This window comes from Pseudomonas sp. S2_A10 (assembly GCF_054668465.1).
Genome location: NZ_CP162773.1, coordinates 4,946,520 through 4,960,747, shown reverse-complemented (window position 1 = coordinate 4,960,747; position 14,228 = coordinate 4,946,520). Strand labels below are relative to the sequence as shown.

The 14,228-nt window shown below is 60.5% G+C and carries 14 protein-coding genes; 6 read left to right on the top strand and 8 right to left on the bottom strand.

All coding sequences use genetic code 11. The features are described 5' to 3' along the window. Positions 1 to 172 precede the first annotated feature (172 nt). Positions 173 to 1,579, top strand: coding sequence for a GABA permease (gene gabP, locus AB4N41_RS22330; protein ID WP_460095367.1), 1,407 nt, complete (start codon positions 173 to 175; stop codon positions 1,577 to 1,579). Here gabP and AB4N41_RS22325 read toward each other — a convergent pair. Both AB4N41_RS22325 and AB4N41_RS22320 read right to left on the bottom strand, forming a co-directional pair. Next, the gene (locus AB4N41_RS22325; RefSeq protein ID WP_041480326.1) at positions 1,576 to 1,788 is read right to left on the bottom strand and encodes a hypothetical protein; all 213 of its coding nucleotides are present in this window, start codon (positions 1,786 to 1,788) and stop codon (positions 1,576 to 1,578) included. The genes gabP and AB4N41_RS22325 overlap by 4 nt on opposite strands. 18 nt (positions 1,789 to 1,806) lie before the next feature. After that, complete coding sequence (locus AB4N41_RS22320) at positions 1,807 to 3,858, bottom strand: 2Fe-2S iron-sulfur cluster-binding protein (RefSeq protein WP_460138027.1); 2,052 nt, start codon at positions 3,856 to 3,858, stop codon at positions 1,807 to 1,809. Positions 3,859 to 4,142: 284 nt separating this feature from the next. Between AB4N41_RS22320 and AB4N41_RS22315 the strand changes: the two genes are divergently transcribed. Next, the gene (locus tag AB4N41_RS22315; protein ID WP_252878219.1) at positions 4,143 to 4,772 is read left to right on the top strand and encodes a glutathione S-transferase family protein; all 630 of its coding nucleotides are present in this window, start codon (positions 4,143 to 4,145) and stop codon (positions 4,770 to 4,772) included. A 370-nt stretch (positions 4,773 to 5,142) separates the two neighbouring features. Next, the gene (locus tag AB4N41_RS22310) at positions 5,143 to 6,063 is read left to right on the top strand and encodes a LysR family transcriptional regulator (RefSeq protein ID WP_041480329.1); all 921 of its coding nucleotides are present in this window, start codon (positions 5,143 to 5,145) and stop codon (positions 6,061 to 6,063) included. Positions 6,064 to 6,090: 27 nt separating this feature from the next. On the opposite strand, the gene AB4N41_RS22305 is transcribed toward AB4N41_RS22310, so the two are convergent. Together AB4N41_RS22305 and AB4N41_RS22300 are read right to left on the bottom strand one after the other, a co-directional pair. Then, a complete protein-coding gene (locus AB4N41_RS22305; protein ID WP_252878217.1) occupies positions 6,091 to 6,867 on the bottom strand; it encodes an alpha/beta fold hydrolase in 777 nt (258 codons plus the stop codon). Positions 6,868 to 7,022: 155 nt separating this feature from the next. Then, a complete protein-coding gene (locus tag AB4N41_RS22300; protein WP_460138025.1) occupies positions 7,023 to 7,928 on the bottom strand; it encodes an AraC family transcriptional regulator in 906 nt (301 codons plus the stop codon). Positions 7,929 to 8,053: 125 nt separating this feature from the next. Between AB4N41_RS22300 and rclC the strand changes: the two genes are divergently transcribed. Continuing rightward, entirely contained in the window at positions 8,054 to 8,629 is a 576-nt protein-coding gene (rclC, locus tag AB4N41_RS22295) for a reactive chlorine resistance membrane protein RclC (RefSeq protein ID WP_252876331.1), read from the top strand. 30 nt (positions 8,630 to 8,659) lie between these two features. Next, positions 8,660 to 8,887: a DUF2790 domain-containing protein gene (locus AB4N41_RS22290; RefSeq protein ID WP_252876330.1), complete on the top strand. Its 228-nt coding sequence runs from the start codon at positions 8,660 to 8,662 to the stop codon at positions 8,885 to 8,887. A gap of 1 nt (position 8,888) precedes the next feature. Here the strand turns inward: AB4N41_RS22290 and AB4N41_RS22285 are convergent, their stop codons facing one another. Next, entirely contained in the window at positions 8,889 to 10,130 is a 1,242-nt protein-coding gene (locus tag AB4N41_RS22285; protein ID WP_252876329.1) for an MFS transporter, read from the bottom strand. Between the two features lie 118 nt (positions 10,131 to 10,248). Continuing rightward, entirely contained in the window at positions 10,249 to 11,379 is a 1,131-nt protein-coding gene (locus tag AB4N41_RS22280; protein WP_435405959.1) for a lactonase family protein, read from the bottom strand. Between the two features lie 278 nt (positions 11,380 to 11,657). On the opposite strand from AB4N41_RS22280, the gene AB4N41_RS22275 reads away from it, so the two are divergent. Continuing rightward, complete coding sequence (locus AB4N41_RS22275; protein WP_370695140.1) at positions 11,658 to 12,950, top strand: Nramp family divalent metal transporter; 1,293 nt, start codon at positions 11,658 to 11,660, stop codon at positions 12,948 to 12,950. A 42-nt stretch (positions 12,951 to 12,992) separates the two neighbouring features. Here the strand turns inward: AB4N41_RS22275 and AB4N41_RS22270 are convergent, their stop codons facing one another. Both AB4N41_RS22270 and AB4N41_RS22265 read right to left on the bottom strand, forming a co-directional pair. Then, complete coding sequence (locus AB4N41_RS22270; RefSeq protein WP_056786090.1) at positions 12,993 to 13,796, bottom strand: DUF1206 domain-containing protein; 804 nt, start codon at positions 13,794 to 13,796, stop codon at positions 12,993 to 12,995. A gap of 126 nt (positions 13,797 to 13,922) precedes the next feature. Further along, positions 13,923 to 14,228 carry a DUF6482 family protein gene (locus tag AB4N41_RS22265; protein WP_016774774.1) on the bottom strand — a complete coding sequence of 102 codons (306 nt, stop codon included), beginning with the start codon at positions 14,226 to 14,228 and terminating at the stop codon, positions 13,923 to 13,925.

Below are 14,228 nucleotides of genomic sequence, written 5' to 3'. Positions count from 1 at the left end.
GGCATGCCGCACTCAGGCTAGTTGCGCGGCGGCCGGGCCACGTAAGGTGAAGCATCATTTCGTCGGCAAAGCGTCTGCGTCGCAGCTTTCGCCTGATGCCGACACCGGAAATGATGATCGCCTGACGCTCAGTCAGTGGCCCAAACGTCGATCATGAGAACAATAAGAACCCATGACTAGCCTGAACCCCAAGGACTCCAACGGTCAGTTGGCGCAAGGTTTCAAACCGCGTCACGTCACCATGCTTTCCATTGCCGGCATCATCGGCGCAGGACTTTTCGTTGGCTCAGGCCACGCCATCGCCGCCGCAGGACCTGCGGTGCTGCTCGCTTATCTGTTCTCCGGTCTACTGGTCGTGCTGGTGATGCGCATGCTCGGTGAAATGGCCGTGGCGCATCCCGACACCGGCTCGTTTTCCACCTACGCCGATCAAGCCATTGGCCGCTGGGCCGGGTTCACCATTGGCTGGCTCTACTGGTGGTTCTGGGTGCTGGTGATTCCCATCGAAGCCTTGGCCGCCGGGCACGTGCTCAATCAGTGGTTTCCCCAGGTCGATGCGTGGTTGTTCGCCTTGCTGTCGATCGTGCTGCTGGTGATCACCAACCTGTTCAGCGTGTCGAAATACGGCGAGTTCGAATTCTGGTTCGCCATGGCCAAGGTCATCGCGATCATCGGTTTCATCGGCTTGGGCTTTGCGGTGCTGATGGGCTGGATTCCCGAGCGCGAAGCCAGTGGTTTGAGCACGCTGATGGCCGAGCACGGCGGCTTTGCGCCCAACGGCATGTCGGCGGTGGTCGGCGCGTTCATCACCATCATGTTCAGTTTCATCGGCACCGAAGCGGTGACCATTGCCGCTGCGGAATCGAACAATCCGGCGCAGAACATCGCCAAGGCCACCCGTTCGGTGATCTGGCGCATCGGCATTTTCTATCTGCTGTCGATCTTCGTGGTGATTTCCGTGGTGCCGTGGAATGACCCGCAGCTCGCCTCGGTCGGTTCCTACCAGCGCGCACTGGAACTGATGAATATCCCTAACGCCAAATTCCTCGTCGACGTGGTCGTGTTGATCGCGGTGGCCAGTTGCATGAACTCCTCGATCTACATTTCCTCGCGCATGCTCTATTCGCTGGGCCGACGCGGCGATGCGCCGCCGGCATTGAAGGTGACTTCGGCGGCGGGCGTGCCACGCGCGGCGGTGATCGCCAGCACGGTGATCGGCGCAGGCGTGACCTTGCTCAGCTATTTCATGCCGGCCGGGCTGTTCCAGTTCCTGCTCGCCAGCTCCGGCGCGATTGCCTTGCTGGTGTATCTGGTGATCGCCATTTCGCAGTTGCGCATGCGCCGCCGACTGGAACGGGAAAAGGTCGAAATGACCCTGCGCATGTGGCTGTTTCCCTGGCTCACCTGGCTGGTCATCGCCTTCATCTGCGCGGCTTTGGCGGTGATGATGATCACCCCTGAACATCGCCTGGAAGTGACCTCGACCATTGGCTTGGCGCTGCTGATTTCCTTCGTCGGATTGATCACCAGCCGCCAGCATGGGCCGGCGGGCAGAGTGGCGGCGGTGAGCAAAGCCTAAGCAAACAACGCCTTGAGCCCACGGGAAAACCAGCCGTTCGGGCTCGAAGGCAGATGCTCACGTTGATTGAATGAGCCCGTCAACGCGCAGGTTTCACCGGCGAGCGAGCCCATCAGTTGCGGCAGCAAAAAACTGCGTTCGCATTCGCTGGCGGACAGTCCGGTTTTCTCTTGCGGCCAAACGACGCTGGTTTCGGCAAACGGCTTCATGGCACACCTCCTCAACATTCAAACATCCAGCACCAGGGTGTCGCTGCCCTGCGCCGGGGCGGCGCAGCAGATCAGCACTTCGTCGTCCGCCAGGCGCATGGCCGGCGGGGTGAGGTAATGCACCTGGCCGCTGGTAAGGCGGGTTTTGCAGGTGCCGCACGAACCGCCGCGACAGCTGAACTCCGGATTCAAGCCACGCGCCTCGGCCAGTTCGAGCAAGGTGCCGCTGCCCGGTTCCCAGCGTGCTTCCTTGCCGGACGTGGCGAACAGCACCTTGACCGGCTCTTCCGCGACCGGTACTTGCGGCGGCGCCGGGGTGCTGATTTCGACATCGCGGATCAGCGTCGACGGGCCGAAGGTTTCGGCGTGGATGCGATCGTCCGGGATGCGCATTTTGCGCAGGCCGTCGTACAGCGCCTGGGTAAAACTGCCCGGGCCGCACAGGTAGAAATCGTAGTCATCCAGCGGCAGCAGGCTTTTCAGCAGGGCGATGTCGATGCGCCCGGCATGATCGTAACCCTGCGCTGTTGCTTCCAGCGGCGGCTGGCTGACCACGCGCAGCACCTTGACCTTGTCACCGGCGCGTGCAGCCAAGGCATCGATTTCTTCGCGAAAGGCAAGATCCTCAACGGTGCGACTGCTTTGCACCACCCAGGTCGGGCGCATGCGGCTGATGCGTTTGCCCTGATAGACCACCTCGCGCAGCATCGACAGCAACGGCGTCACCCCAACCCCGGCGGCCAATAGCACCAGTGGCCGGCGTTCGGTGGCGTCAACGGTGAAATCGCCTTGCGGCGCGCGGGCTTCGATCAAGTCCAATGCCTGAACGCGATCATGCAGATGCGAGGATACCGAGCCATCGCGTTTGACGCTGATACGCAGAAACTCGTCCGACGGCGCGCTGGACACGCTGTAGGTGCGGATCGACGCGGCATCCTGGCCGTCGAGCAAGACCTTGATCGGCAAGTGCTGGCCCGGTTCGAAGCGCGGCAGGCCGAAGCCGTCGTTGGCTTGCAGGTAAAACGAACGGATCTGCGGACTCTCATCGACTACACGCGTTACGTGCAGCGCACGCCATTGGTTGCGCAGCGCCTCGGCCTGCAGACGTTCGCGGGTCTGCTCCCAGCTGCCGGTCATTTGCGAATTGGGCGAATCGCCTTCCGGCTGCTCGGCCCAGCGCAGTGGCAGCGCGGCCTGACGGTAAACGATGCGCTGCGGCTTGAAGTGCCACAGGCGCTCGGCGCCCTGGAACGCGGCGATTTGCGGATCGTCGAGCAGCACTTCTGCGCTGCCGGTCATCTGCAACAGATCGCCGCTTTCGAAATCGATAAAGGTCAGCCCGGCGCGCGGGTTGAGCAGGATGTTGCCCAAGGTGTTGAAGAACAGATTGCCGGAGAAATCCGGAATGGTCAGGGTGCCGTCCTGGTCCATGTGCACGAAACCGGATTTGCCGCCGCGATGGGACACATCGACTTGGCGCTCACCGTCGCGCACCACGTAAGTGGCCACGTAGAACGAGTCAGCGGCGGTGATCATGTCGCGCACCAAGGGTTCGCTGACCGGCAAGTCGAGCGCGTTGTCGGTGGTCTCATCGACGAACGCGTAGTGGCGCAGATTGATGTAGCGCGGGCAGTTGCCGTAAGCCTGGGTCACGCCGATCTCAAGAATGTTGTCATCGCGGCGGCTGATATTGCCGTTCATGCGATTGCGCCGACGGGTGTGCAGCTCGATGCCGAGCATGCCGATCGCGTCGCCGGGCTGCAGGCCTTGATTGGCCGGGTCATTGGGCTGGGCGTCGAGTTTGATCTTCAGCACCTGCGGCGACGGCGAATCCATGAAGCCCGGTTGACCGGTGCGCAGCGTCGCCCACGGATCGCCCTGGCTGTCGACAGCGCCGAGTACGACAAAGGGCAGTTGCGCATAGAACTCGCGGTGCTGGTCCGGCATCCAGTCGCGGGCCAATTGCCGCTGGCCGACACCGACCATCATTTCCACCGCGCCGACGGCACGTTGCAGGGTCAGCTCACCTTCATGCCAGGGCGAGGGCTGCGGTTTCGACGCTGTGTCCATTTCGATTCTCCTCGGGTGCAAACGGGCCGGTGAGCCGCCAGGGGCTGAAGCTCAAGTGGGCTCATGTTCGCCCTCGGCCGGTTGCGAGGGAATGGCCAGAAACTGCAATCCACTGTTTCACGCGGTGAAATGATCCCTACGCGCGCCTAAGGACGAGGATGATTATTTCACTGGCTGAAATGCTCGATTGTATTTGCTGAGGATTCCGCGATTTGCGGCAGGGGAGCAGGATGAGCCCATCGACACGATCAGCGGGTCGACCTCAAAAAATCCAGGAGCACGTCATGTCTCAGTCAGCCGTCAAACTGTATCGCCATCCGTTATCCGGCCACTCGCATCGCGTCGAGTTGATGCTGTCCCTGCTGAATGTTCCGACCGAACTGGTGTTCGTCGACCTGATGAAGGGCGCACACAAAACCCCTGAATTCCTCGCCCTCAACCGTTTCGGCCAAGTGCCGGTGATTGACGACAACGGTACGGTGCTCGCTGATTCCAACGGCATTCTGGTTTATCTGGCGAGCAAATACGGCAACGGCCAGTGGCTGCCGAGCGATCCGGTCGAACAAGCCAAGGTGCAGCGCTGGTTATCGGTGGCTGCCGGGCAGATCAGCTCCGGCCCGGCCACGGCGCGCTTGATCACGGTGTTCGGCGCCGGTTACGACGCGGCTGATGCGATCAAGCGTTCCCACGCTTTATTGCAAGTGATGGAAGACGAGTTGGCCAACAGCGCATTCCTTGCCGGCGACAAGGCAACCGTTGCCGATGTGGCCGCCTACACTTACGTCGCCCACGCACCGGAAGGCAATGTCTCGCTGGAGGATTATCCGAATGTGCGGGCGTGGCTGGAACGAGTCGAGGCGCTGCCGAAATTCGTCGGCATGCAGCGCACAGCGGTGGGCCTGCAAAGCGCTTGATATCAGCACACGCCAAAAAACCTTGTGGGAGCGGGCTTGCCCGCGATAGCGGTGGGTCATTCAACGGTGATGTTGACTGACAGAATGCCTTCGCGAGCAGGCTCGCTCCCACGGGTTTGGCGTCAGCTGTCCCATCCATGCATTGGAAGACACTGTCTCGCTGGAGGAATATCCGAATGTGCGGGCGTACTGGCGGGAGTTGAAGCATTGCCCAAATTTAACTGTGTACACCAAACCCTGTGGGAGCGAGCCTGCTCGCGAAAGCGGTGTGTCATGCAACGGTGATGTTGACTGACGGAAAGCTTTCGCGAGCAGGCTCGCTCCCACATGATTTCACTGTGTTTTCGAGGTTTTTTACAGGTCCCCAGCTATGGATCGTTTTCAGGAAATGCGCATGTTCCTGGCCGTGGCCGAGGAGGGTGGCTTTGCGGCGGCGGCCCGGCGTTTGAACACCTCGCCACCCAGCGTCACCCGCGCCATTGCTGCGCTGGAACAACGCATCGGCACGCGCCTGTTGTCGCGCACCACGCGCAGCCTGCACCTGACCGAAGCCGGGCATCGTTATCTGGACGATTGCCGAAGAATTCTGTGCGACGTCGACGAAGCCGAAGAGGCCGCTGCCGGCAGTTATCGGGTGCCGTGCGGGCACTTGAGCGTGACCGCGTCGGTGTTGTTTGGCGAGTTGTTCATCGCGCCGTTGCTGGCGCAATACGTCGATGCGTTTCCTTCGGTGCATCTGAAGGCTTTGCTGGTTGATCGCGTGGTGAACATGGCGGAAGAGGGTATCGATGTCGCCGTGCGCATCGGCCATCTGCACGAGAACAATCAGCATGCAATCAAGGTCGGCGAGGTCCGTCAGGTGATCTGCGGCACCCCCGATTACTTCGCCCGCTATGGCCGACCGCAACATCCGAACGAGCTGAGCCGCGCCAATATCGTCATGTCGTCCGCCAGTCATTTGCTCAGCGATTGGCAATTCGCCCATGCCGATGGCCCGTTGAGTTTTCGCTTCGAGCCGCGTCTGGTGGTCACCGCGAATCAGGCGGCGATCAACATCGCCAGCTCCGGTTGGGGCATTACCCGAGTGCTGTCCTATCAAGTCGCCAGCCAGGTCGCGGCCGGTGAACTGGAATTGGTGCTGGAGGCCTTTGAGCCGCCGGCGTTACCTGTGCAACTGGTCTATCTGAAACATCCGCGCGTACCGGCGAAGGTGCGCACGTTTGTGGATTTTCTCAGCGAGCGGCTGCAACACCACCCAGCGCTGAAAGCCGTGAACAGGGTTCACGGCTAAGGCTTCAAGGTTCAACTCAACGCTGGATCACTTCCCGGCCGCAGCCGTTTCGATCAGGCTGGCAACGGCTTTCGGGTTGGACACCATCACCACGTGCGAAGCGCCTTTGACCACGACGGTCTGCTTGGAGTGCGCGCGCTCGGCCATGAACGCCAAGGCTTGCGCCGGGATGTTCTTGTCCTGGTCACCGTAGACGAAGTACGACGGCACGGTTTTCCATGCAGGCTCGGTGGCGGCTTCGTTGAGCGCGGCGACGGTCACCGGGCGCTGCGTGGCGGCCATCAACTTCGCATCTGCCTGAGACACATCGGCAGCGAACTGATCGTGGAATTTGTCCTGCTGGATGTACAAATCCTTGCCACCATCGGCCAGCTCAACCGGGGCCGACAGGGTCGGGCCAAGGGTGCTGCCAGGGAAACGCCCGGACAGCTCAGCGGCGGTTTCACCCTTTTCCGGTGCAAAAGCTGCGACGTACACCAGCGCTTTGACATTGGCATTGCCGTAAGCGGCTTCACTGATCACCGGGCCACCGTAGGAGTGGCCGACCAGTACCACCGGAGTTTTCACGCTGGCCAGCACATCCGCCACCGATTGCGCATCACCCTTGACCGAGCGCAGCGGGTTGGCAGCGGCGATCACCGGATAGCCATCCTTCTCGAGAATCTTGACCACGCCGTTCCAGCTGCTCGAATCGGCAAAGGCACCGTGCACCAGCACCACGGTAGGTTTGACCGGCGCGGCGAACGCAGCGGTGGCGCCGAACATGGCGGCGGTAAGGGCGAGGGCTGCGAAGACTTTGTTCATGGTGATGTCCTGTCGATTGGTTAAGGTAGGAATGGAAGCGACAGTGGTATTTAGCGCGCTAAATGTGTCAGTTGTGTGTGCGCACGGCCGAACTTCGCATGCGTGTGTATCTGGGGCGGCGAAAGCTACACGCTGATACAAAGCGATCCATCCGCTCAGATCGCGCGGCGGACCTTGCCCGGGGCCTCGCCGTAGATTTCCTTGAATTTCTTGCTGAAGGCAGCCTGCGACTGATAGCCGACCTGCACGGCAATGTCATTCAGGCCCAGATGCGAATGGCTGAGCAGGCTGAACGCCAGCTCCATGCGCAGCTGGGTCAGCAGCACCCACGGCGACACGCCAGCGACCCGGGCGAAGGTGCGCATGAACGTTGCACGAGACATGTTCGCGGTGTCGGCCATGGCTTCGATGGTCCATTCGTGCGCTGGGTCGGCCAGTATCGCCTGACAGGTGCGGCCCAGGCGCTGGTCGCCGAGCAGCGCCAGGGTGCTTTTGTCCTGCTCCGCACGGGCCAGGTGCGCCCGCAGAATCAAGGTGAACAAGGCTTGGGACAGTGAGTCGAGGAGAAAGCGTGCACCCGGCTGTTCGCTGTCGGCTTCGCTGCGCAATAGCGCAATCAGGGCGGTCAGCGGCGCATCAATCGGTAAGCCATCGTTGGCAATCAACAGGTAATCGGGGAGGGCGGCGAACAGCATCGACGCGCGGTTGTAATGAAAGCCACCGCAGAGCATGTCCAGATCGGCGCTCGCGCCGCCCAGCCGATAGATCGGCAACACCCCGCCGGGAATCAGCGTTGGCAGCATTGGCGCTACATCTTTACCGCCGCTGTGCAGCACATGCGGCGTGCCCCGTGGCAACAACAGAATATCGCCGGCGCGCATCGCCAGGCGTTGCCCGCTGGCCAGCTCAACCCGGCATTCACCCTTGAGCACGATGTGATAGGGCGCCTTGCCCAAGGCTTCCTGTTGATGATCGCGCGCCCAGTCGCCCTGAAACTGGCAGCGCAGATCAAGACTGCCGCGCACGTTGGCCAGGCTGATGAGCTTATCAAGCGAGTTCATTGGCACCCATTACGAAGGAATCCGCAAAGTTGAGACGATTGAGCAAGACGTTGAGCATGACCGACAAAAGCGCGATTCGATAGCACCGCAGACTGACTCCACTTTCATTGATCTGGAGACGTCGCATGTTCACCTCAATCAACGCCGGACTACAACAGCTCGGCAAACTCGATCGCCTCGGTATCCCGCTGATGCGCGTGGCCATCGCCATCGTGTTCCTGTGGATCGGCGCGTTGAAATTCGTCCCGTACGAAGCCGACAGCATCACGCCCTTCGTCGCCAACAGCCCGGTGATGTCGTTCTTCTACGAACACCCGCAGGACTACAAGGCGCACCTGACCCATGAGGGCGAGCTGAACGCCGACAAGCGCGCCTGGCAGACCGCGAACAACACCTACGGTTTTTCCACCGGGCTTGGCGTGGTGGAAATCGTCATCGGTCTGCTGGTCCTGTCCAACCCGCTTTCCCGCCGTACCGGCTTGCTCGGCGGTGCCTTGGCGTTCGCCACGCCGCTGGTGACCCTGAGCTTTCTGATCACCACACCTGAAGCCTGGGTCGCTGCGCTGGGTGATGGTCAGCACGGTTTTCCCTATCTGTCCGGTGCCGGACGCCTGGTGCTCAAAGACGTCCTGATGCTCGCCGGAGCGCTGCCAGTGATGGCCGATTCCGCGCGCCAATTGCTGACCGAACGTCAGGCTTGAATTCCCCATCCTTTATAGAGAGATCACACCATGAAACCGTTTTTTGCTTTGGCCCTGGCCATCCTCGCCGGCAACGTGTTCGCCGCCACCGAACCTGCACAAACCGGCGTGCCACTGGATATCGCCAAAACCATCAGCATCACCGACACCAGCGCCGCCTGCGGAATTGTTCCGGTGGAGGTCGTCTATGAAGACAGCCACGGTCAGCGGCATGTCGCCACTTACAGCGTTTTAGGCGATGGCTGCGGTGGCGATTAGCTCAGGTTTGGCCCATAACTGCAGCGGACTCGAATTGCTCAGTCCGCTGCTGCGTTTCCGGAACAGCGATCAACAGCAGCAGGAATGCAGCCGCTGCAACTCCTGCAAGGGTCAGGAATGCAGCGCTGTAACCGGCGGCCTCGACGACAAATCCGGCGAGCCCATTGCTCAGCGCCGCGCCCAGACCAAACGCTGTGGTCAGCGCGCCGAGGCTGACATTGAAATGCCCGGAGCCGAGGGTCAGATCCTTGACCATCACCGGGAACAGCGCGCCGAACAAACCAGCGCCGACGCCGTCGAGCAACTGCACCGCGACCAGCCAGTACGGATCATCCGAGAAGGTGTAGAGCAACCCGCGCAGCGGCAGGATCAGAAAACCCGCCAGCAATAACGGTTTGCGCCCCCAGACATCGGCTTTCGCGCCGGCCAGCAGCGCCATCGGCACCATCACCAGTTGCGCGGCGACGATGCACGCCGAGGTCAGCGGCGTGGCCATGTGCAAGTTGGCTTGGGCGAGTTTCTGGCTCACCAGCGGCAGCATCGCCGCGTTGGCCAAGTGAAACAGCGCGCAGCACAGGGCAAACATCAGTAACGGGCGATTGCTCAGCAGTACCTTGAACCCGGACGGCTGATGGCTTTGATCGCCAGGCTGCAACCCGCGTGCGACGTCATGATCAATCGCCTCGGCCGAGACGAACAGCACGGCAATCACGCTGGCCAGCGCCATGACCGCCATCAAATAAAACACCGCCACCGGACCAAACAGATAGGCAAACAAACCGGCCAATAACGCTGCGCACGCGTTGCCGGCATGGTTGAACGTCTCGTTGCGACCTGTACGCCGGGTGAATGCTCGTGGGCCGGTGATCCCCAGGGTGATCGCGGAAATGGCCGGGGCAAAAATAGATGCTGCCGCCGCGCTCAAGGCTTGAGTCAACGCCACCAGACTGAATGACGAAATGAACGGCAGCAGCAGACAACTCACCGTCACCAACAGCGCGGCGATGATGACCAGCGCCCGTTTCGCCCGGCTGCTGTCAACCAGCGCACCAGCGGGCGTCTGCGTGATCAGTGCGGCGATACCGGCAAGGGTCATGACCACGCCGATACTGGCCGGGTCCCAGTGGTGCACGGCGAGCAAGTAGATGGCGAGGTACGGCCCGAGGCCGTCGCGGACATCGGCGAGAAAGAAATTCAGACTGTCCAGCGAGCGGTTGTTGCGGCGATCGAGATGGCTGATCACGGGGGGCAGTCTCTTGAAAGTGAGGTCTGCGTAAATGTATCAACCTCGGCAAACCTAATGACCGAAGCGGCGGGGGATTAGTTGCAGGACGGCGGAGCAGTTGCTGCTCCGCAGATATTCATGCGTCAGGCGTTTGCAGTATCTCGATCCACAATGCGCCTTTGCCGGATGCCGCTTCACCGACACGCTTCAGCGCGCCATCCTTGCTCACCGCGTACGTACCGACCTTGGCGCTTTTCTCGCCCGTCACCAGCAGCCAGTGGCCATCGGGGGAGAAGGCGATGTTACGCGGTTGTTGTTCTTGCACGGGGTAGTTGTCGAGAAACGTGAGTCCTCCTGATGCCGGATCCACGGCAAATGCCGAAACGCTGCTGCTGGTGCGCTCACTCATCAGCAGCAGTTTTCCATCCGGCGACATGCGCAGGTCGGCAGCCCAGATGCGCGGGGTCGGGTCGTCTTTGAGGTCGTTGTTGCGCGCATCACGGACTTCGCCGTGGGCCAGTTGCAAACGTTCGGGAATGCCGTTGGCCACAGCGATTTGCGTTAACGCGCCGCTGGCGTCGTCGATTGAAAACGCGGTCACGGTGCCGCTCATTTCACCGACAACGTAAAGGAATTTGCCGTTCGGCGAGAACGCCAGGTGCCGAGGGCCGGTGTTGTCCGGGACGCTGACCGAGCCGTTGCCGATCGGGCTGAGCTCGCCAGTCTTGGCATCCAGGCGATATTGCAGCACCTTGTCGGTGCCCAGGTTGCCGGCGTAGGCAAAGCGATTGCTCGGCTCGGTGCGAATCGAATGGGCATGCAGGCCGGTCTTGTAGCGAACGATATCGGCGGAAGGTTGCTGATCCTCGCCGATCTTCTGAACGCTGAGCGTGTCGGCGCCGTAGGACGCGGCGAGCAGGTAGCGACCTTTTCGATCGGTCGACAGGTAGGCCATGCTCTCTGCCAGGGGCGCTTGGGTGAATTTTGTCAGGCGACCGCTTTGGCGATCGATCCGGTAACCCAGCACCTGAAAGGGTTTGACGCGCAAGGCTGCAAACAGCACCTTGCCATCCGGGGTGAGCGCCATGGGATTGACCTGATCACCGGCCTGAATCTGTTCGACCAGGGTAAGCGCGCCGTTGCTCTGATCAAGGCGATACTGCGAGATCAGACCGTCACCGGGGCTTGAGATGTAGGCATAGGTGGCGGCATTGGCCGTCACGCTCAGGGTTGAAGCGAGCGCAGCGATTGCGATGGTTCTTTTCATCATTTCCGGCCTTATTGTTGTTGTGATCAGTCATCCTATGAGTGATTGGCTAAGGCTTCAATGTCTATTTCATGGAGCTGGAACGTCGCTTAGCCTAGTTTTATAGACGCGTATTAGAGGATGTTGATCAACAGAAATGATCGAGCAGTACGGTAATCAGCGAGTTGTGAAACATTTTTACATACTCTCCTGTTAGCGTTGTTGTACGACATCCTACCTAATGTGCGCACTGCATCAATTCTCACAAAAACAATAACGGAGATACCCCTATGACGAGCATGGCTCCACTCGATCATCAGGCCGCTGCGAAACCGCAAAACCTGTTCCTGCGAACGCTGAAACTGCTCGGCCCCGGCATTATCGCCGTGCTGTCGTGGCTCGGTGCGGGTGACCTGATCACATCCTCCGTGGCCGGTGCGAACTACGGCTACGCCATGATGTGGGTGCTGGCGGTCTCGCTGTTGCTCAGGTACCTGATCGTCAACATCATTGCCCGGTTCCAGCTGTGCAATAACCAAGGCATGACCATTCTGCAGGGCTACGCCCAGCTCAACCCGGTGTTCGCCTGGTTCATGCTGGTTTATGCCCTGTTGATGGGGCACTTGATGAACGCCTACATGATCAAGGGGGCAGGGGAGTCACTGGCGATGCTGTTCAAGATCGATCAGCCATTGCTGTGCTCGGTGGCGGTGGTGCTGGCGGTCTGGATGCTGGTCGGGCGCAACATCTACACGATGATCGAAGGCGTAATGAAGCTGCTGCTGGCGATCATGACCCTGGCGTTCATCGCTTTGGCGGTGATGTCCGGCCCGGATGTCAGCGGCATCATCAAAGGCACCATCGGCTTCAGCATTCCGCCGGACGAAGGCGTGCATGGCGCGTTGCTGGTGGCGGTCTCGGTAATCGGCGCGGTCGCCGGCTCGATCGCCAACTTCGTGCACCCCTATGTCATGCGCCAGAAAGGCTGGACCGGGCCGCAGCACAAGCGCATTCAGCGTAACGATCTGCTGTTTGCGGTGTTCGTCGGGATCATCATCAACCTGGCGATCTGGATCGTCGGTGCGGAAATCCTGCGGCCCAACGGCATCGAGGTGAAAACCTTGGGCGATCTGGGCAAGGCGCTGGAAATCTTCTTCGGCCCGATCGGCTGGTACGTGTTCTTCATCGGTGTGTTCGCGACCCTGTTTGCCAGTATTTCAGGCAAGACCACGGCGTTTCCGATGCTGATCACCGATGCCTTCCAGCATGTTCGTCCTGAGCGTCGCGAGAAGTACGGCAAAGAGTTTCATCATGACCCGATGCACAAGTGGTTCATGCTGTTCATCCTGGTCACGCCGCTGATCTGGTCGATGCCGGGCATGCCGGATTTCGTCACCCTGACCATTGGTGTCAGCGCATTGAACATCATTGGTTTGCCGGTGATTTCCCTAGGCTTGCTGATCATGTCCAACCAGAAATCGTTGCTGGACAAGCAATATCGCAACAACCTGTTTGAAAACATCGCGCTGCTTTTCGCTACCGGGCTGGCGCTCTGGGTAGCGTTTCAGTTGGGCGTTGATCTGTTCACTTGATGACGAAAAGTCGAGGGGGCACACGCCCCCTCGAATCGCCGCTTACAACGGCACATCCATTTCGATTCTGCGCCAGGCGGCTTCGGAAAAGCTGTATACCGAGAAGGCGATCAGCCCCAAGGCCATCAGCATCAACAGCACGCCGCCTGCCGGCAGATTCTGCAAAGCATCCAGTGCTTCCTTCATGCCGGGTGGATTGGTCGCTTGGTAAACCGAGCCGCTGACCGCCATCAACACTGCAATCTCGATAAACACCACGCCTCGGGCGATCAAGCCAAAGCGCGACACCGGGCGCACGTAACGCATCACTTCGTCATCCGCTTCGAAGTACTTCTCGAACGAGGCCTTCCAGCCTTTGATGATGTGGGCGATACCGACACCGAGCGGGATCAGCGCGATCAGGTAGATCAACAGGTTCGAATGCTCGAATGACAGCAGCTGCGCGAGCAGATCCTTGGTCTTGCCATCGCCGGAACCGCCGGAACTCCTGAGGCCACTCACCAACAGACCCAAGGCAAAGAAGGCCAGCGCCGCGTTGACCAGACCGCCGGCGAGCAAACCTGCGCGAATGACCAGGCCTTTGAACTCGCTGCCGTGGTGGTCGACATCGCGGATCGCTTGCAGCGCACGCCAGGCGGCGAAGGCCAGCAGGCCGGCGACCACAACACCGATCAGCACGTAGCCGAAGGGCTGGCTGAGCAACGCTTCGAGGCTTTTGTGACTGTCTTTCGGTTTGGTGGAGTCGTGCGCCGCCAGCAGCGCGAAGATGCCGATGATCAGATACAGAACGCCGCGCGCGGCGTATCCGCCTCGGGCAAGCAGGACAAGTGTGTGTTGAGTGGACATGGGATTTACTTCCAGGGAATCGATGTGAAGCAGACCCGTGGACGGAGCAGGGGTTCGATAAATGCGTCGCCGGTGGGCGACGCGCGCTTTATCAGCCTGCCATTCAGCGCTCGCCTTGCTTCGGCGTCATAACGGCGTGGTCAGCGAAAACGGAATGCGCAGCTCTTCGACCGGCCCTGAATCCCGGCCGCACATTTCGTCGTGCACGCATTGCTGCACCAGCACGCAGGGAAACGCCGGCACGGTTTGCAGCAAGTCGCGAAGGTGGGTGATTGAACGCAGGTGCATTGGCTTGGCCGCGTCATCGAGCAAGGTGAACTGGCCCTGATCTACGCGAATTCTCGCCAGATAAAATCCACCTTCGAGTGACAGCAGCTCCAGTTCGCGAACTTCACTGTTGGCCGCACGTTCGGTGAGGGTTTGCAGATTCAT

What these genes read in the sequence shown, in the direction of transcription:
- gabP (WP_460095367.1), top strand. Translation starts at nt 173, where the DNA reads ATGACTAGCCTGAACCCCAAGGACTCCAACGGTCAGTTGGCGCAAGGT.
- AB4N41_RS22325 (WP_041480326.1), bottom strand. Translation starts at nt 1,788, where the DNA reads ATGAAGCCGTTTGCCGAAACCAGCGTCGTTTGGCCGCAAGAGAAAACC.
- AB4N41_RS22320 (WP_460138027.1), bottom strand. Translation starts at nt 3,858, where the DNA reads ATGGACACAGCGTCGAAACCGCAGCCCTCGCCCTGGCATGAAGGTGAG.
- AB4N41_RS22315 (WP_252878219.1), top strand. Translation starts at nt 4,143, where the DNA reads ATGTCTCAGTCAGCCGTCAAACTGTATCGCCATCCGTTATCCGGCCAC.
- AB4N41_RS22310 (WP_041480329.1), top strand. Translation starts at nt 5,143, where the DNA reads ATGGATCGTTTTCAGGAAATGCGCATGTTCCTGGCCGTGGCCGAGGAG.
- AB4N41_RS22305 (WP_252878217.1), bottom strand. Translation starts at nt 6,867, where the DNA reads ATGAACAAAGTCTTCGCAGCCCTCGCCCTTACCGCCGCCATGTTCGGC.
- AB4N41_RS22300 (WP_460138025.1), bottom strand. Translation starts at nt 7,928, where the DNA reads ATGAACTCGCTTGATAAGCTCATCAGCCTGGCCAACGTGCGCGGCAGT.
- rclC (WP_252876331.1), top strand. Translation starts at nt 8,054, where the DNA reads ATGTTCACCTCAATCAACGCCGGACTACAACAGCTCGGCAAACTCGAT.
- AB4N41_RS22290 (WP_252876330.1), top strand. Translation starts at nt 8,660, where the DNA reads ATGAAACCGTTTTTTGCTTTGGCCCTGGCCATCCTCGCCGGCAACGTG.
- AB4N41_RS22280 (WP_435405959.1), bottom strand. Translation starts at nt 11,379, where the DNA reads ATGAAAAGAACCATCGCAATCGCTGCGCTCGCTTCAACCCTGAGCGTG.
- AB4N41_RS22275 (WP_370695140.1), top strand. Translation starts at nt 11,658, where the DNA reads ATGGCTCCACTCGATCATCAGGCCGCTGCGAAACCGCAAAACCTGTTC.
- AB4N41_RS22270 (WP_056786090.1), bottom strand. Translation starts at nt 13,796, where the DNA reads ATGTCCACTCAACACACACTTGTCCTGCTTGCCCGAGGCGGATACGCC.
- AB4N41_RS22265 (WP_016774774.1), bottom strand. Translation starts at nt 14,228, where the DNA reads ATGAATCTGCAAACCCTCACCGAACGTGCGGCCAACAGTGAAGTTCGC.